The organism is Gemmatimonadaceae bacterium (assembly GCA_036504815.1).
Classification (GTDB): Bacteria; Gemmatimonadota; Gemmatimonadetes; order Gemmatimonadales; family Gemmatimonadaceae; genus PNKL01.
In genome coordinates this window covers 30,275-46,789 of the sequence record DASXUN010000018.1, presented here as the reverse complement: position 1 = coordinate 46,789, position 16,515 = coordinate 30,275, and the positions used below count along the sequence as shown (strand labels likewise).

The window sequence follows — 16,515 nt, the reverse complement described above, 5'->3', positions numbered from 1 at the left end:
CTGCGAGCCGGTGGTGTCGACCACGACGGGGTTGTTCTGCGTTCCCGCCTGCGTCAGCACGAGGTGCCCGAGGTCGGCGAGCATCGACACGCGGGTCTGCAGGTCGCGCAGCACGGCGGCGCGGCGCGCCGTCCAGACCGCGGCGCTGAACGCGAGCATCGTCCCGCCGAGGGCGAGGGCGTAGGCCGCGGTGACGCGGGAGCGGATGGTGGCCACGCGGCCGGCCTAGCCCTTGATCACGTAGCCGACGCCGCGCACCGTGGCGATCAGCTTCTTCTCGGACTTCACGTCGATCTTCTTGCGCAGGTGGTTGATCACCACGTCCACGATGTTGGTGCCGGGATCGAAGTGGTAGCCCCACGCGTACTCGGTGATCAGCGTGCGGCTCATCACGCGGCCGGCGTGGCGCATCAGGTACTCCAGCACCACGAATTCCTTGGGCGTCAGGTCGACGAGCCGGTCGCCACGCCGGACCTCCCGCGTGTCGAGATCGAGGGTCAGGTCGCCCACCGTCAGCACCGGCGTTGCAATCGCCCGTGGCCGGCGCGCGAGCGCCTCCACGCGCGCCAGCAGCTCCTCGAAGGCGAATGGCTTGGTGACGTAGTCGTCGGCCCCGGCGCGCAGCGTCGTCACCTTGGCGTCCACCGCGTCCTGCGCCGTGAGCACGAGCACGGGACGCTCGAAGCCGAAGGCGCGCAGGTCGCGCAGGATGTCGAGCCCCTGCTTGCCGGGGAGCCGCATGTCCAGCACCACCACGTCGTACGGCTGCGTGCGCGCGAGGCGCTCGCCCTCGATGCCGTCGGCGACGAGGTCCACGCTCCAGCGCTGCTGCTCGAGCCCGCGCTTCACGAACTGGCCGACGGTCTTGTCGTCCTCGATGACGAGCACTTTCATCGGTTGCGCGCTCCCGGTCGCTGGAACCCGTATGCCCGGATCTTCCGGTAGAGCGTCTTCACCGAGATGCCCAGCTCCTCGGCGGCGCGCCCCTGGTGCCAGCCCGTGCGCTCCAGCGCGGCCGCGATGTGCTGCCGCTCCATCTCGGCCAGCGTCAACGCGGCGCGCGCCCCCGACGCGGCGATGCCCGGCACGGCCGGCGTCGGCGTCGTCACCATTCGATCGTCGGCAGCAGGACGCGGAAGGTGCTCCCCTTCCCGACCACGCTGTCCACCTCGATGCGTCCGCGGTGATCCTGCACGATGCCGTAGCAGATGGCGAGACCGAGCCCCGTCCCCGTCCCCGGCGCCTTCGTCGTGTAGAACGGCTCGAAGATCTTTGACAGCTCGGCGCGCGGGATGCCGTGGCCGGTGTCCGCCACCTCCACGATCGCCCCGTCGGCCGGTGTCGGGCCGGCGCGCGTGCGCAGGGTGATCGTGCCATGGCCGCCAATGGCGTCGGTGGCATTGATGATCAGCGCCATCAGCACCTGCACCAGCTGCTCCGCGTTGCCGCGCGGGACGACGGCGAGCGAGGGCTCGAGCTCCTTGACCAGCGTCATCTTCCGGAAGCCGCCGTGGTGCTTCATCAGGAAGAGCGTCTTCTCCACCACCTCGTTGAGGTCCACCGGCGACTTGGCCAGCTGCTTGGGCCGGCTGAAGTCGAGCAGCTGGTCCACGATCTGCTTGCAGCGCACGACCTCGTTCTCGATGATCTCGATGTAATCGAAGAGGTCCTTGTTGACCTCGGCGCCCTGCTTCTGCAGGTCCTCGAGGCGATAGCCGAGGCCGTCGCCGCACGCGGCGATGGTGGCGAGCGGGTTGTTGATCTCGTGCATCACCCCCGCCGCCAGCGTGCCGATGGCCGCGAGCTTCTCGGCCTGCGAGTAGCGCTGCTGTCCTTCGCGCCAGTCCGTCACGTCCTCGCCGATGGTGATGACGTGCGTCACCGCCGAGTCGCCGAGCCGCATGGGGATCTTCGTGATGCGAAACGTGCGCGCCGTGCCGCTGGCGCTCGACTCCATCTGGTATTCCTGGATGCGCCCGGTCGCGAAGACCTCGTCAAACTCGCGGCGCAGCATCTCGAACGGCTGGCGGTGGAGGATGTCGAAAATGTTCCGCCCCAGCGCCTCGTCGCGCGAGACGCCCTGCATGCCCGTCTCGCGCTTGCGATTCCACGCCTGAATCCGGTACTCGCGGTCGATGACGTAGAGTCCGAGGGGAAGCGAGTCGATGATCTTCTCGGTGAAGCGCCGCTCGCGGTCGATTTCCGCCGTGCGCGCCGCCACCTCCACCTCGAGCTGGCGCGAGCGCTCGGCGTGTGCCAGTTCGGGGGCAAGCAGGTTGGCCACGGCGGTGAGGAGCTTGTCGTCCCCGGGCTCGGCCGCGCGGCCGAGCCGCAGCGCCAGTGCACCGACTTCGCGCCCCGCCCCATTTACCGCGACCGCCCGGACGCCGTCCACCGGCGTGCTTGCCGTCACCGCGGCGGTGACCGTCGCCTCCTGCGCCCGCGCATCGCCCGCAACCCACGTCCGCACGAACCCGTCCGCTGTCCGCAGCCAGAGCGAGCATTCCGCCGCCTCGAGCGACTGCCGGAGCGCGCCGAGGGCGAGGTCGATGCTCGTCTCGAGAGGGCGATCCGCGTTGAACTCCGCGATGACCGACGCCAGCGCGTCGAGCGCGCGTGTGGAAGGAGCGAGGGAAGTGGTCGGTTCAGTCACGAGGCGGGGAAAAGTACGGAAGGCGAAGGTACGCCCCGGCGCCAGACCAGACAAGATGACCGATCCCGCCGCGACAACGCCCGTGCAAGTCTGGCAGGCGCGTCGATCAGGCTGACAGACGAGCGCGCCGCGCTGGCACAGCGCGGCTGGCACGGGCGTTGCGCAAGAGGGGGGCAGAAGCGGCGCGCGAATGCGCCGCCGATTGGTCCCTCAATCCAACACACCATGCGTCTGCTTTTCGGAGGTCCTATGGTCCGCACCACCAAGTTCGCCGCCCCCGTCTTTGGTCTTCGCCGTGAAATCGACAAGCTGTTCGAGGACACGTTCGGCAATGCGGGGATTTCGTTGCCCTCGACGAATGGCTGGCTTCCGTCCGTCGACGTGAAGGAGACGAACGATGCCCTGCTCTTCGACCTCGAGATGCCCGGCGTCACGGAAGACAAGCTGGAGATCACCTGCGAGGGCGGCGTGCTCGCGATCGCCGGCGAGAAGTCGAGCGTGAAGAAGGAAGGCGAGGAGGGCAAGTGGCACATCGTCGAGCGTGCCTTCGGTTCGTTCCGCCGCTCGTTCCAGCTGCCGACGAACGTGCAGGAGGACAAGATCGACGCGTCGCTCACCAACGGCGTGCTGCACGTCCGCGTGCCGAAGATGGAACAGCCCAAGCCGAAGCGGATCGAGGTGAAAGCGGTAAAAGGCTAGACGAGATCTGCCTGGCGGGTGAGTGATGGCAGATGGCGGAGGGCAGATGGCGGATGAGAGCGGATTGCGCTGCGCGCGGAAGTGATGCCGGATCGAGCGCACGCTCTCCCCATCTGCCATCGGCCATCGGCCATCGGCCATCGGCCATCGGCCATCCGCCATCCGCCCTCTGCCATCCCTACTTGAACCCCCCAAACGCCAGCCCCCGCAAGAACGCCTTCTGCGCCACGAGAAAGACCACGAGCACCGGCACGAGCGCGGCGACGGCGGCCGCCATCTGCCACGGCCAGTTGGCGTAGTACATCCCGTGGAACGAGGCCACGCCGGCCTCGACGACGCGCAGGTCGGGTGACCGCGCGATCACGAGCGGCCAGAGCAGCGCCTTCCAGGCATCGATGAAGGCGAAGAGCGCCACCGTGGCCAGCGCCGGGCGCGCGAGCGGCACGGCCACGTGCCAGAAGACCTGCCACTCGCCGGCGCCGTCGAGGCGCGCGGCATCTTCCATGTCACGGGGCAGCGACAGGAAGTACTGCCGCATCAGGAAGATTCCCCACGCCGCGACGAGTTCCACCGAGACGAGCCCCGCGACCGTGTCCACGAGTCCCATCGCGTCGACGAGGAGAAAACGCGGCACGAGCAGCGCGATCCCCGGAATCATCAGCGTGCCGAGATAGACCGCGAAGAGCGGCGTGCGCCCCGCAAAGCGATGGCGCGCGAAGGCGTAGCCCGCCATCGCCGCCGTCACCACCTGCCCCGTCACCGTGGCCGCCGCGAGGATGAGCGAGTTGCGGAAGTAGAGCGCGAACGGGAGCGCGGTGAGCGCCTCGGTGAAGTTCGCCACGCGCGGCACGGCCGGCAGCAGCGGCGGTGGCGCCTGATAGACCTCGAACTCATCCATCAGCGCCGTGGAGAGCATCCACAGGAACGGCGCGACCATCACGAACGCGAGGCCGAGCGCCGCGGCATAGCCGACCACCCGCTGCACGCGCCGGTCAGGCATCGACCTGCTCTCCCCGTACCGTGCGCCACTGCAGCGCCGTCAGCGCCAGCAGCAACAGGCACAGCACGACGCTCATCGCGGCCGCGACGTCGAAGCGGCGGAACTCCCAGGCGGTCTGGTAGATGCGATAGACCAGCACGTCGGTGGCGTGCGCCGGCCCACCCTCGGTCATCACGTAGACCAGCGTGAAGCCGTGGAACGACCAGATGATGCCCGTGAGCAGGAGGTACGTCGAGACCGGGCGCAGCATCGGCCAGAGGACGAGCCGGAATCGCTGCCATGCATCGGCGCCGTCGAGGCGCGCCGCCTCGAGCAGTGAAGCCGGGATGGCCTGCAGGCCGGCCAGGTAGACGACCATCATGTACCCGAGCTGCCCCCAGGCACTCACCAGCATCAGCGCCGGGAGGGCCGTGGACGGATCGCCGAGCCAGTCCACGCGCGGCAAGTGCAGCTCCACCAGTACCGAGTTCAGCAGCCCGAAGTCGCGATGCAGCAGCCATTGCCAGACCAGCGCCACCGCCACCGTGGAGGCGACATAGGGCAGGAAGACCACGACGCGCAGCGCCTTGATGCCGCGCAACGGCTGATCGAGCACGAGCGCGGCCGCGAGCGCGGCGAGCATCGTGGCCGGCACGTAGAGCGCGTAGACGAGTCCGTTGCGCAGGGCGCGCCAGAAGAGCGGGTCCGCGCCAATCTCGCGGAAGTGCGCGAAGCCCACGAACGGCCGATCGGTGGCCAGCAGGTCCCAGTCGTGGACCGAGATCCAGAAGAGAAACCCCACCGGCGCGATGGTGAAGACGAGCAGGTGCAGCAGGCTCGGCGCGATGAACGCCCACGCGCCGACCGTTTCCTGAACGCGCGCCGGGCGACCGGAGGAAGCCTCGTGCCAGTCGATGATCCACTGCGCCAGCACGCCGAGCGCCGCAAGGCCCACGAGCACGAGCAACGTGAAGCCCATCGACGGCGCCGTAAACGCGAGGCGCGCCAGGTCGCGCGGGACCGCGGACGCGGACGCGGGCGCGAGCGCGTGCGTCGCGACGTCGAGCCGTCCGCCAACCATCACGGCGGCCGCGCCCGCGATGACGGCGAGCATCGCGAGGTGGGTGCGGCGCCGGCGGGCCGAACCGGCGGGCAGAGCAACCAGCAGCGCGGTCATCGCCGCGAAGGCCACGGCCACTGGCGCGAGCACGCTCACGCCCTGTTCCCGCGCGCGGGTCGGCACGGCGGCGACGCCGATGATGTCCCAGTCATCGGCGTCCTTCACGGGCGCCGTGATGCGTGCGCCCGCCGCCGTCGACACCACCAGCGGGATCTCCTCGTTCCGCACCGCGGCGGAGTCGCGCGCATTCAACCCGGCGGGAAAGGCGGGGCGCGGCACGCGCCCCCGTTGCGCCCGCGCCTGCGTCAGCGCCTCACGGCTGCGCGCCGCGCGATCGATGCCGACCAGCGTCCGCCACGAGACCCCAGCCGTCGCGGCGGCCCACGCGACCGCCACCAGCAGCGCGGCCCGCCGATGCGACGTCATCATCGACGCAGGACGCCGTCCACCGCGGCGGCCGCCTCGCGCGTGGCTGTCCTGACCGGAACGCGATCCACGACGACGCGGTCGACGAGGTCCATCATCGTCTTCTCGATCTCGCGGTACTGCGGCACACGGGCGCCCCACGGCACGCCGCCGTACGGCACCTGCCACAGGAAGTCCATCTCCATCCCGGTGGCATCCTTGGCGGCTGACTCATACGCGACGGTCATCAGCGTCGGGATTTCGAGCCCGGACGCGGCGCGCCGCCGCTGCGCGTCGGCGCGCACCATCCACGCCGCCAGTTCCACGGCGAGCTTGCGGTGCGGGGTGTTGTAGGGGACGGCCCACCCGCTCGCGAAGAGCGGCGTCTTCACCTGATGCCCATCGGTGCGCGGCACCGACACGACGCCCAACTGGACGCGCCCCTGCTGGAGATAGCGCCGGATGCGCGGAATCATCCAGTGTCCGCTCGTCATCAGGGCGAGCTTGCCGCTGTAGAACAGCCGCTGCTCGAACCCGAGCGCGCCGCCGGACGCGCTGGGCGGTGGCGCGTACCCGAGCCGTGGAAGGTCGGTGAGCAGCGTCAGCGTGCGCTCCGCCGCCGGCTGGTCGATCGCGCCCGTCGCGCGCCGACCATCGGGGGTCAGGATGTCGGCGCCCGCACTCCAGAGCCACGCCTGCCAGGCGTAGAGCCGCCGGTCGAGCACGGTCCCCCACTGGTCCACCACACCATCGCCGTTCGTATCACGCGTGAGTGCACGGACCGTCGCCAGGAACTCGGCCTGCGTCCAGCCGTTCTTCGGGGGCGCGAGGCCGGCCTTCGCGAACAGCTCGCGATTGTAGTAGTAGACCATCGGCGAAAAGCCCTTGGGAAACGCCAGCAGCTTGCCGCCGACGTGGAAGGGCTCGACGACCTGCGGAAAGAACAGCCCCAGTTGCGCACCGGCGCGCTCCGCGAACGGCTGCAGGTCGAGCACGACGTCGCGCGCGGCGAAGGCTGCCACGTCGATGCCATCGAGCAGGAAGACATCGGGCGGCGATCCGGAGCCAATGGACGTCAGCACCTTCTCGCGATACTCGGCGTTCACCGAGACCGGGTCGTTGACGATGCGCACGCCGGGATGCGCCAGCTCGAACGCCCGGAAGTCGACCGCGTCGATGGCGTTCTCCTCGGGGCTCTGCCACGAGGTGATGCGGAGCGTCACCGTCTCGACCTTGCGACACGCCACCAGCGCGAGCGCCGCGAACGCCAGGCTCCAGCGCCAGGAACGTCGCATGCTACACCAGCCGCGCGCCGTCGGCGGCGCGGAAGAAGAGCCCCTCGCCGGCGGCAATGCGCACGCCGACTTCATCTCCCATCCGGCACCGCGCCTCGCCCGCCACGCGCGCCACCAACTCCTCGCCACTCCGCAGGCGCAGCCGCACCAGTGATTCCGGGCCCAGCGGCTCGACCAGCGTTACCTGCGCGGGCGCGGCATCCATCGCGTGGCCGAGGACCAGGTGCTCCGGTCGCACCGCAAGCACCACCTCGGCGTGCGCCGGCGCCCGTGTGCCGCAGGCGAGCGCGCCCTCGAACCTGGTGCCCGTCGTGCGGCCGGCCACGGCGTTGATGGCGGGCGATCCTATGAACCGCGCCACGGCGAGCGATGCCGGGCTGCGATAGAGCTCCATGGGCGCCCCTTCCTGCAGCACACGGCCGTGCGCCATCACGGCCACCGTCTGCGCCATGGTCATCGCCTCGACCTGATCGTGCGTGACGTACAGCATCGTCGCGCCGAGCCGGCGATGCAGCGCCACGAGTTCGGCGCGCGTCTGCGCGCGGACCTGCGCATCGAGGTTCGACAGCGGCTCGTCGAAGAGAAAGCAGGCCGGCTCGCGCACGATGGCACGCGCGAGCGCCACGCGCTGCCGCTGGCCGCCCGAGAGCTGGGCCGGCTTGCGGTCGAGCAGCCCGTCGATCTCGAGCAGTTCCGCGGCGTGTCGCACGCGCCGCGTGACCTCCGCCCCCGCGACGCGCCGCACGGTCAGCGGGAAGGCGATGTTGGCGCGCACCGAGAGGTGCGGATAGAGCGCATAATTCTGGAAGACCATCGCCACGTCGCGATCGCGCGGCGGCAGGAAGGTGACATCGCGCCCGCCGATGCGCACCGCGCCGCTCGTCGGCTCCTCGAGCCCCGCGACGAGCCGCAGGATGGTGGTCTTGCCGCACCCCGACGGACCGACGAGCGCCGTGAACGCGCCGTCGGGCACGACGAGCGTGACGTCGTCGACGCCAATCACGCCGCCGGCGAACTGCTTGCGGAGGGCCAGGAGGGCGAGGTCCGCCACGGCTAGTCGGGCAGCTCCACCGCGTCGCCGATGGTCGATTCAATCCGGTCGCCGCCGGAGATCACCGTGAACCGGTCGCCGACGATGCGCACTTCGAGCGCCCGACCGCGGACGCGGACACCGGTCAGCGTGAGCTGCTCGAGGTTCAGCGGGAATGGATCGATGGTCACGCCGTGCTCGTGCGGGCGCACCCCCGCCGCGTACTGCAGGATCAGGTCCGCCACCCACGAGTGCTGATAGTCGTCGATGCCGCGGTAGACCGACGCGTGCCCCGTGAACGGATTGTAGTGCTCGAAGCAATTCGGGCGCCGCAGGTCGCCGTCGTGGAACATCATCCGCACGAAACGCTGCAGCAGCTCGCCGGCGCGCTCGCGCAGCGCGGGCGCGCCCAGGCGCGACGCCGCCGCCAGCGCCTCGACCATATGGCTGTTGGTCATCGGCCACGTGCGGCCGTTCCACGGACAGACGTGTCGCTTGCCCTTCCACTCCGCCTCGGCATTGAAGAGCGGATCGTCGAGCGCGGAGGAGGGCACCGGAAAGGCGGTCCAGAACTGCTTCGGGTCCAGCAGCGACTGGCGGAGGCCGCGCAGATGCGACTCGTCCACGATGTCGGTGAAGTACGGGTAGAAACAGACCGCCGCCTTCACGCCGGTGCGCTGCCCCGTCCCGGGGTGGACGTCGGAGAACAGTTCGCGCTCCGCGTCCCACATCTCGTCGCGCACCGCGTCGCGCGTCCGCGTGGCCAGGTGCTTCCAGCGCGCGGCGGCGTCGCCGGCCTTGGGCGCGTACCGCTCGAGCGTGCGAAAGAGCACGTAGGCGTAGACGGTGACGTCGATTCCCTTGAGCCGCAGGCGGTTCTCCCAACCGTAGCGGTCGGCGTCGGGGTCCACCGCCTGATAGCGGCTCATGTACTCCTGGCCGGTCTCGTACTGGTCCACGACGTCAATCATCCCCGTGCCGTCGGCGTCGCGCGTGCGCACCATCCACTCGGCAAAGCGCGCCATCGCCGGATAGAGCTCGCGAATGAACGCGTCGTCGGGCCACGCCGCGTCGAGCGCCATCAGCGCACCGCCCCAGTCGGCGTGATAGTAGTCGGTGCCGGTGAGATGGTTGGCGTAGATGCGTCCGTGCAGCGCGCCGTCCTCCTTCTGGTGCGCAAAGAAGGTGCGCAGCACGCCGCGGGCGTGCTCCGCGTCGTCGAGCCACCGGAGCTCGCGGGCGTGGCACTGCGCCGAGTACGAGATGGGCTGGTGGAAGAAGCCAATGCCTTCGCACATCGAGGGCCAGCGATGGTTGCCGTGCCCGCCCGCCGTCGCGTTCAGGAAGAGTCCGTACCAGCGGTAGTAGTAGTAGGTCTCGAGGTACGGGTCGGAGCAGCGCAGCTGCGGCACGCGTTCGAACCAGGCATGCCAGCGGCGTCGGCTCGCGCCGGCGATGGTGCCGTGCGACGGCCGCACGCTGCGCGACGCCGCCGTCACCGGGAGCGCCGGATCGTCCGCGGTCACCTTCATCGCGAAGACCGCGGAGGCGCCCTGGTAGCCGATGTCGACCGCGCGATGCACCGCCGCGTAGAACAACCCGTCGGGGGCGATGCCTTCATCGCGGACGACGCGCGGCAATCCGCCGGCACGCCACTGCTCGACGAACGGCGTGTGTCGCCACAGCGGGTGGGGCGCGTTCTTCTCGCTGCGCAGCGCCGACCAGGACGCCGCCTCGCCGATGCAGGCAAGCTCGGCGCGCACGCGCAGCGGCTGCTGCCGCCGGTCGCTGAGCAGGCGGGGAAATGCGATGGCCCCGTCCGACCACGCCGCCTCGCCCATCGGCACCGACACGCCGTCCTGCGCCGTCCATGCCACGAGATGCACGGTCACCGGCCCGAACGAGGCGAATCGCCATTCCGAGACGAAGACGCCGCCCGGATGCACGGTGCGCACCTCGGTCGCGGTGATCCCCGAGTCGAGCCGGTAGGTCACGGTCAGGTCGGCGGGCGTCCAGCGCCGGGAGACCGCGCGGGCCGGCACCTCGCGGCCGGCGGCGTCGAGCACCGTCACGGTGAAGAGCGGCGCGAAGGCGTACTGGTAGACCGTGGCCTCGTCCCAGAACCCCGGCGTGTCAAGCCACGCGGGATACGTGGGCGCGAACAGCGTGCCGTCGCCGGCGCCCAGCTGCCACTTGTCGTCGCGCGCGAGGTGTTCGATGGGGTCGAGCATCAACCGTCACGGGGAAGCGTCGGCCCAAAGTTCGCACGCGGCGCGCCGCGTCACAATGTGGCGGGGCACCGGCGGCCTCGGATGCGGCGCCGATGAGATGACAGAAGTGTAATCCGCCGGTCATCCTGCCGTTGGGGCCCGGACATCAGACTGCATGCACCGGAAGCAACAGAAAGCCGAGCCCCTCCGGTCGCATGCTGCCTCCATCCGCCGTCGGACCCAGACGTTGTCTTCTGGGACGGGTTGCGGATCTGCGCCGCTCATGGGCGCTACTGATTGGCCAGCTCCGAGCAGTCCAGCCCGGAGCTCCAGGAATCACTCAAGGGAGCAAACACGCCATGCGACGTGCTTTGGAGAGGTGGATGTTCGCGGTGGCCGCGCTGACGGGGATGTCGTTCGCGGCAACTACGACGGCCGGCGCCCAGCAGGTGGATTGGGAGCGACTCAATCCCGCGTTCAAGGGCGCGACCTTCGTGCGCGACGACAAGACCTGCGCGGGCTGCCACGAGGAGATGCACGCGAAGTTCGGACTGAGCGCGCACGCCGAGTATTTCAAGGCGGGCAAGACCGCCGTGTCGGGCAGTTGTGAATCGTGCCATGGGCCGCGCAGCAAGCACATCGACGACCCGAAGCCGGGCACCGAATGGCACTCGCTGACGAAGGCACAGCAGTCCGGCATCTGCATGCAATGCCATGCCGGGGGCAGCCGACTGACCTTCATGTCGGGTGCCCACCTGGGCGGTGACGTCAGCTGCACATCGTGCCATGCCGCCAAGGCCCCCCGCGACGCCTCGGCGGTCCTCACCCGCGGCCGGGTGACGGAGACCTGCTTCCGTTGCCACGCCACGACCAGGGTCCAGATGGCGAAGACGTCGCATCACCCCGTGCGCGAAGGGCGGATGGACTGCGCGTCGTGCCACAATGTGCATGGCTCGAACCCGGCGCTGCTCAAGACCGCGTCCGTCAACGAGACGTGCACGTCGTGCCATGCCGGCAAGCGCGGTCCATACCTCTGGGAGCATGCGCCGGTCCGCGAAAGCTGCGTGAACTGTCACGACGCACACGGTTCGACGAACCGGAAGCTCCTCAACAAGAAGGAGGCGTTCCTCTGCCTCTCGTGTCACTCGTACGGCGGGCACATCAACCTTCCGCGCTACAACCGCACGAGCAATCCGCAGGGCGAAGGCTGCGTGAACTGCCACATCACGATCCACGGGTCGCAGCACCCGTCGGGTCCGAAGTTTACCCGGTAAGGAGACCCTACCATGCGCAAACTGATCGCAAGCTTGACGCTGGCGGCCCTTCCGGCGATCGCGTCGCCCCAGGGGACCGCGGCGAAGACCGCTCCCGCTACGAGCGGCGGGCAGATCACGATCGGCCTCCAGCAGGTGGACAACAGTACGAACTCCAGCGTCTTCACGGAGTATCGTGACCTCCGGGACGGCCGCACGCCCCTCGCGTTCAACTTCGGAACCAAGTCGGCCAGTGGACTCAGCTTCAACATCGCCGGAGCCGACGTGACGCGCCGCGACCAGAGTCTGGGACTTTCGGTGGGCCAGCCCGGCGTGTGGCGCCTGAAGGCCACGTGGGACGAGCTGCCGCACGACCTCAGTCACGCGGCGAAGAGCCCGTATACGTCATCCACGCCGGGCACGCTCGACGTGTCGCAGACCATGGCGATCACGTTCAAGAAGCTCGGCACCGGCGCGTCGGATGCGGCCAATGTGGTGGCCAGCGACGCGATCGCGGCCGCGTATATGCAGGCCTACGCTCGGCCCGTTGCGCTCGGAACGACGTCGAAGAACGGCTCCTTCGTCCTGCAGTACAGTGGCATCCAGTCGGTCAATCTCTCGGCAGGCTACACTCGGCGCGAGAAGGCGGGGAGCAAGGTCGGCTACGGGCCGATCGGGGACCGTCCGCCGCGCACGCTGAACGTCCAGTTCGCGGAGCCGGTGGACTATGCGACCGGCGACCTCACCCTGACTGCGGAGATCGTGAAACCGCGCTATCAGGTGCGCGCCGAATACCTTCGGTCACAGTTCGAGAACGAGATCGATGTCCTGACCTGGCGCAATATCTGGGCGTCGGCCCCAGCGGGTGCGTCATTCGACACGTGGGACCGCGCGGTTGGCGTGTACGGTCGCCGCCCGCTGTCGCCCGACAATAGCTACCAGGCGGTCACGCTCTCCGGGGGACTTGCCCTTCCGTGGGCCAGCCGGCTGACCGCCAGCGTCGTACGCGGCACGATGGAACAGGACGGCGACCTGCTGCCGTATGCCTATCAAAATGACATGCTGGCCAACAAGACGCTCCCGCGCGCCAGTACACAGGGCAAGATGGAGACCACGGCGCTCTCGGCGGAGTACAGCATCGCCCCGCTGCCGCGCCTGAACCTCCGAGCCTTCGCCCGTCACTACGCCCTGGACAATCAGACGCCGTCGGCGCAGTGGCAATACGTCACGCAGGACGCGGCTGGCCTGACCGGCACGGTGTCGTACGTGAATAAGCGAGTGAACGAGGAGTTCGCGTGGGATCGCCAGAATTTCGGCGTCGAGACGGCGGTGCGAGTGCCCCTGCTCAAGGGAAGCGTCACCGTCGGCTTCGAGCGCGAGGACTTCGGGCGCGAGCATCTCGAAGCCGAGTCGACGTCCGAGAACATCGTGCGGCTGGCCTGGAACGGCCGTCCCGCGAAGTGGCTCTCGGCGCGCGCGCGCCTGCAGCGCGGGACGCGCGACGCCGGCGAGTACAACTGGCGGGCGGCGAGCAAGAGCTACTGGTACGCGCCGACGGATGCGAACGACAACAACAACCCCCAGTTCTCGTTCGAGAACCACCCGGACACGCGGGCCTACACGATGGCCGACCGGACGCGCGACCAGGCCGATCTCTCGGTCACGCTGACGCCGACCTCGACACTGTCGCTCTCCACTCGGTTCAAGACGCGCACCGACGATTTCGACTCGGACGTGACATCGGTGCAGCCGCTGATCGGCCTCTCCGTCGCGGACCGGGAGGCGCGCACGCCGGGCAAGCAACTGGGCCTGCTCAAGCGCTCGCAGCAACAGCTGTCCTTCGATGCCACGTACGCGCCCAATGACCGGCTGGGCCTCAATGCGTCGTACGGCTACGACCTCGGCACATCCGACATGCGGGGCATCGAGTTCAACGAGAATAACAAGATGAACCCGAGTGCGATCAATACCGCCGTGCTCGGTCCATGGACGCGCGAGTCCAGCGAGTGGACCGCCAACTTCGAGGACCGCAACACCTACATGATGCTCGGCGGCACGTACGCCCTGGTGCCGAATCGGGTCACCGTGGCGGTGAACTTCACGTCCGCCAGGGCCGACATGGACCTCGCGTACGGCGGATTCGGCGCCACCAGTTTCGACGGTACCCCACTGCCGGCGACCAATGAGTATGCCTTCCAGTCGCCAACGCCGGTGCAGCAGCGCACCACGGTGACCGACGTCTCGCTCGTCGCGCCGCTGTTCGGCCGGATTCAGGCTCGGCTTGGGCTGCGCAACGAGCGCTATACGTTGGACGATTGGCAGCAGAGCGCCGGGACGCCCCAGTTCGAGACCGTTGGCAGCGACTTGCTGCTGCGCGATACGTCGCGGTCGCATCAGTGGGGCAACCGGCTCCCGAATCTGGGTTCGTATCTCGCGCCTGCGTACAATGGAACGGCGGTGTACGTCGGACTGACGTACGGATTCGGCGGGACCAGGTAGGTCGACACACCCCCTCAAGCCCCGGGACGCGGGCCGCATCGACACCCCCGCCGCGTACCCGGAGCTTTGAAGGACCGCTAGATTGGCATGGGCAGCGTGCGGCTGGCTGGCGTCCCCTCCTGCGCCTGGCTGGCCGCTCGTTGTTTCCGGCTCCTTCGAACGCTCCACCGGCGCTGTCCCGCCTGGCGCGCCGCACTTTCACGCTGATCGCGACTCTCCGCCATGCGAATTCTGATCGTTGAGGACGAGCGCAAGGCTGCCGACTACCTGCATCGCGGCCTGTCGGAATCAGGATTCGTGGTGGACGTGGCGCTCAACGGCGACGACGGCTTGCACCTGGCGCTCGAAGAGACGTACGACCTCATCGTGCTCGATATCGGATTGCCGCGTCGCGATGGCTGGTCGGTGCTCGCCTCCTTGCGGCGCGCCGGACGCCAGACGCCTGTGCTCTTCCTGACCGCGCGCGACGCCGTGAGCGACCGGGTGCGAGGTCTCGAGGAAGGGGCCGACGATTATCTGGTGAAGCCGTTTGCCTTCTCCGAACTCCTGGCGCGCGTTCGCTCGATCCTGCGGCGCGGCCCGGCCCGCCAGCCGGACGTGCTGACCGTCGACGATCTCGAACTCGACGTCACTCGCCATCGCGCCACGCGCGGCGGGCAGCGCCTAGACCTGACCCCCAAGGAGTTCGCGCTGCTGTCGTTGCTTGTGCGCCGGCGCGGCGAGGTCCTGTCGCGCACGTTGATCTCGGAACTGGTCTGGGAGATGCACTTCGACAGCGATACCAATGTGGTGGACGTCGCCATCCGTCGGCTCCGGGCGAAGGTGGACGACCCGTTCACCACGAAGCTCATCCGGACGGTACGCGGAGTTGGTTACGTTCTCGAGCATGCCTGAGACGCCGCAGCGGTCCAGCCGACCGTGGTCCATTGCGGGCCGCCTGTCGCACGTTCACGCATTGAAGACCCTGGCGCTGCTGACGGCCGCGGGCAGCATTCTCTACTGGGGTCTCGCCCGCGAACTGCGGCAGCAGGACGCCAAACTCGTCGCTAGCAAGCTCACCGTGCTCGCCCATCTCGTCTCGTCGTTCCCGCTGGGCTCGGAGGCAATTGCGAGTGAGATCCAGCACGAGGCAGGCGACGAGGGGCCGCTGCGGTACTACCTGCGGATCCTCGAACCGTCTGGCCGCGTGATCATCGAGACAACCGGCATGCCGCCCGCACTGTCCGTTACGGCGTTCCCCGCGCACGCAGCACAGGGCGCCGCGACATCGAACTGCGCTGAATGCGCGCCGAGCGCGGATGACCGGTACCTGCTGGCGTCGCGACTCGCCGACGGCGTGGACGGCACGGGACCGGTGCGCCTGCAGGTGGCCCTCGACATCGAACGCACCGAGGGCGTGCTGCGCCGCTACGCCTGGCTGCTGGCGGTCGTACTCGGCGCCGGCGTCATCCTCTCGGCGCTCGCCAGCCTGCTCGTGTCGCGCATGGCCGTCCGTCCAGTCTACGACATCGCCGGCCGGGTGCGCGCCATTACCGCCAGCCGTCTCGACCTGCAGCCGCTCTCGTCGCGTCCCTGGCCGACGGAACTACAGGGACTCGCAAACGACTTCGACGAGATGCTGGCGCGCCTTGGCGAAGCATTCAACCGCCTGTCGCAATTCGCCGCGGACCTCGCGCATGAGCTCAGGAACCCGATCAACAACCTGCGGGGCAACGCCGAGGTTACCCTCGCCCGCCCTCGGACGGCCGAGGAGTACCAGCAATCGCTCGGCTCGAGCCTCGAAGAACTTGAGCGGCTCTCCCGGTTGATCGACGGGCTCTTGTTCATCGCCCGCAGCGAGGATCCCCGGCAGGCGATCGACTCCACCTCGTTCCCCATCCGGCGGGAACTCGTGGCCGTACAGGATTTCTACGAGGCGCTCGCGGCGGAACGCGACGTGCGGACGCGCTGTGATGGAGACGCCACGATCACGGGCGACCCGATGCTCGTGCGACGCGCCGTCAGCAACCTGCTGGCCAACGCGTTGAAGCACACGCCTCCGGGTGGGACGGTGGTCCTGAATGCGCAGCAACGTTCGGGCGGCGGCGCCACCGTGACCGTCCGCGACAACGGGTGCGGTATACGGCCGGAACATCTGCCTCAACTCTTCGACCGATTCTATCGCGCCGATGACGGCGCAACCGACCGCCCCGGCTCCGGCCTTGGGCTCGCGATCGTGCGCTCCATCATGCGGCTGCATGGCGGAGAGGCCAAGGTCGAAAGCGAATTCGGCGTCGGTACCACGGTCACCCTCGAGTTCCCCGCGCGAGGCGACGCCTGAGACGCCGCCGGCGCGGTGGCACGCCTGCGCGGCCCGATCAACCGCACCCGGC

General features: G+C 68.9%; 14 protein-coding genes. 5 read left to right on the top strand and 9 right to left on the bottom strand.

Annotated elements, in window-relative coordinates:
• The 4 genes from VGJ96_08665 to VGJ96_08650 form a co-directional block, all read right to left on the bottom strand.
• Positions 1 to 216 (bottom strand): hypothetical protein (locus VGJ96_08665; GenBank protein ID HEY3287178.1); only part of this gene is annotated, 216 nt, incomplete at its 3' end.
• Positions 217 to 225: 9 nt separating this feature from the next.
• Positions 226 to 894, bottom strand: a complete 669-nt coding sequence (locus tag VGJ96_08660; GenBank protein HEY3287177.1) for a response regulator transcription factor — start codon at positions 892 to 894, stop codon at positions 226 to 228.
• Positions 891 to 1,112, bottom strand: coding sequence for a helix-turn-helix domain-containing protein (locus VGJ96_08655; protein ID HEY3287176.1), 222 nt, complete (start codon positions 1,110 to 1,112; stop codon positions 891 to 893). The genes VGJ96_08660 and VGJ96_08655 overlap by 4 nt, the downstream gene beginning before the upstream one ends.
• A complete protein-coding gene (locus VGJ96_08650) occupies positions 1,106 to 2,653 on the bottom strand; it encodes an ATP-binding protein (protein ID HEY3287175.1) in 1,548 nt (515 codons plus the stop codon). The genes VGJ96_08655 and VGJ96_08650 overlap by 7 nt, the downstream gene beginning before the upstream one ends.
• 249 nt (positions 2,654 to 2,902) lie before the next feature.
• Here VGJ96_08650 and VGJ96_08645 point away from each other — a divergent pair, with 249 nt between their 5' ends.
• Positions 2,903 to 3,352, top strand: a complete 450-nt coding sequence (locus tag VGJ96_08645) for an Hsp20/alpha crystallin family protein (GenBank protein HEY3287174.1) — start codon at positions 2,903 to 2,905, stop codon at positions 3,350 to 3,352.
• A 178-nt stretch (positions 3,353 to 3,530) separates the two neighbouring features.
• Here the strand turns inward: VGJ96_08645 and VGJ96_08640 are convergent, their stop codons facing one another.
• From VGJ96_08640 to VGJ96_08620, 5 genes are read right to left on the bottom strand one after another with little or no spacing between them, the layout of a single operon-like run.
• Positions 3,531 to 4,352, bottom strand: a complete 822-nt coding sequence (locus VGJ96_08640) for a carbohydrate ABC transporter permease (protein ID HEY3287173.1) — start codon at positions 4,350 to 4,352, stop codon at positions 3,531 to 3,533.
• The gene (locus VGJ96_08635; GenBank protein HEY3287172.1) at positions 4,345 to 5,877 is read right to left on the bottom strand and encodes a sugar ABC transporter permease; all 1,533 of its coding nucleotides are present in this window, start codon (positions 5,875 to 5,877) and stop codon (positions 4,345 to 4,347) included. The genes VGJ96_08640 and VGJ96_08635 overlap by 8 nt, the downstream gene beginning before the upstream one ends.
• Positions 5,877 to 7,151, bottom strand: coding sequence for a sugar ABC transporter substrate-binding protein (locus VGJ96_08630; protein HEY3287171.1), 1,275 nt, complete (start codon positions 7,149 to 7,151; stop codon positions 5,877 to 5,879). Before VGJ96_08630 ends, VGJ96_08635 begins: the two co-directional genes overlap by 1 nt.
• A gap of 1 nt (position 7,152) precedes the next feature.
• On the bottom strand, positions 7,153 to 8,202 hold the full coding sequence (locus VGJ96_08625) for an ABC transporter ATP-binding protein (protein HEY3287170.1): 1,050 nt from the start codon (positions 8,200 to 8,202) through the stop codon (positions 7,153 to 7,155).
• A 2-nt stretch (positions 8,203 to 8,204) separates the two neighbouring features.
• Complete coding sequence (locus VGJ96_08620) at positions 8,205 to 10,412, bottom strand: hypothetical protein (GenBank protein ID HEY3287169.1); 2,208 nt, start codon at positions 10,410 to 10,412, stop codon at positions 8,205 to 8,207.
• 338 nt (positions 10,413 to 10,750) lie between these two features.
• On the opposite strand from VGJ96_08620, the gene VGJ96_08615 reads away from it, so the two are divergent.
• From VGJ96_08615 to VGJ96_08600, 4 genes are all read left to right on the top strand, one after another.
• Entirely contained in the window at positions 10,751 to 11,665 is a 915-nt protein-coding gene (locus tag VGJ96_08615) for a DmsE family decaheme c-type cytochrome (GenBank protein ID HEY3287168.1), read from the top strand.
• Between the two features lie 12 nt (positions 11,666 to 11,677).
• Entirely contained in the window at positions 11,678 to 14,143 is a 2,466-nt protein-coding gene (locus VGJ96_08610; GenBank protein ID HEY3287167.1) for an MtrB/PioB family outer membrane beta-barrel protein, read from the top strand.
• 222 nt (positions 14,144 to 14,365) lie between these two features.
• Positions 14,366 to 15,037, top strand: coding sequence for a heavy metal response regulator transcription factor (locus VGJ96_08605; protein HEY3287166.1), 672 nt, complete (start codon positions 14,366 to 14,368; stop codon positions 15,035 to 15,037).
• Entirely contained in the window at positions 15,030 to 16,463 is a 1,434-nt protein-coding gene (locus VGJ96_08600; protein HEY3287165.1) for a heavy metal sensor histidine kinase, read from the top strand. The genes VGJ96_08605 and VGJ96_08600 overlap by 8 nt, the downstream gene beginning before the upstream one ends.
• The last annotated feature ends 52 nt before the right edge of the window (positions 16,464 to 16,515 follow it).

Excerpts from the sequence above, each read along its gene's own strand:
- VGJ96_08660 (HEY3287177.1), bottom strand. The coding sequence starts at position 894 with ATGAAAGTGCTCGTCATCGAGGACGACAAGACCGTCGGCCAGTTCGTG.
- VGJ96_08655 (HEY3287176.1), bottom strand. The coding sequence starts at position 1,112 with ATGGTGACGACGCCGACGCCGGCCGTGCCGGGCATCGCCGCGTCGGGG.
- VGJ96_08645 (HEY3287174.1), top strand. The coding sequence starts at position 2,903 with ATGGTCCGCACCACCAAGTTCGCCGCCCCCGTCTTTGGTCTTCGCCGT.
- VGJ96_08640 (HEY3287173.1), bottom strand. The coding sequence starts at position 4,352 with ATGCCTGACCGGCGCGTGCAGCGGGTGGTCGGCTATGCCGCGGCGCTC.
- VGJ96_08635 (HEY3287172.1), bottom strand. The coding sequence starts at position 5,877 with ATGACGTCGCATCGGCGGGCCGCGCTGCTGGTGGCGGTCGCGTGGGCC.
- VGJ96_08630 (HEY3287171.1), bottom strand. The coding sequence starts at position 7,151 with ATGCGACGTTCCTGGCGCTGGAGCCTGGCGTTCGCGGCGCTCGCGCTG.
- VGJ96_08620 (HEY3287169.1), bottom strand. The coding sequence starts at position 10,412 with ATGCTCGACCCCATCGAACACCTCGCGCGCGACGACAAGTGGCAGCTG.
- VGJ96_08615 (HEY3287168.1), top strand. The coding sequence starts at position 10,751 with ATGCGACGTGCTTTGGAGAGGTGGATGTTCGCGGTGGCCGCGCTGACG.
- VGJ96_08610 (HEY3287167.1), top strand. The coding sequence starts at position 11,678 with ATGCGCAAACTGATCGCAAGCTTGACGCTGGCGGCCCTTCCGGCGATC.
- VGJ96_08605 (HEY3287166.1), top strand. The coding sequence starts at position 14,366 with ATGCGAATTCTGATCGTTGAGGACGAGCGCAAGGCTGCCGACTACCTG.
- VGJ96_08600 (HEY3287165.1), top strand. The coding sequence starts at position 15,030 with ATGCCTGAGACGCCGCAGCGGTCCAGCCGACCGTGGTCCATTGCGGGC.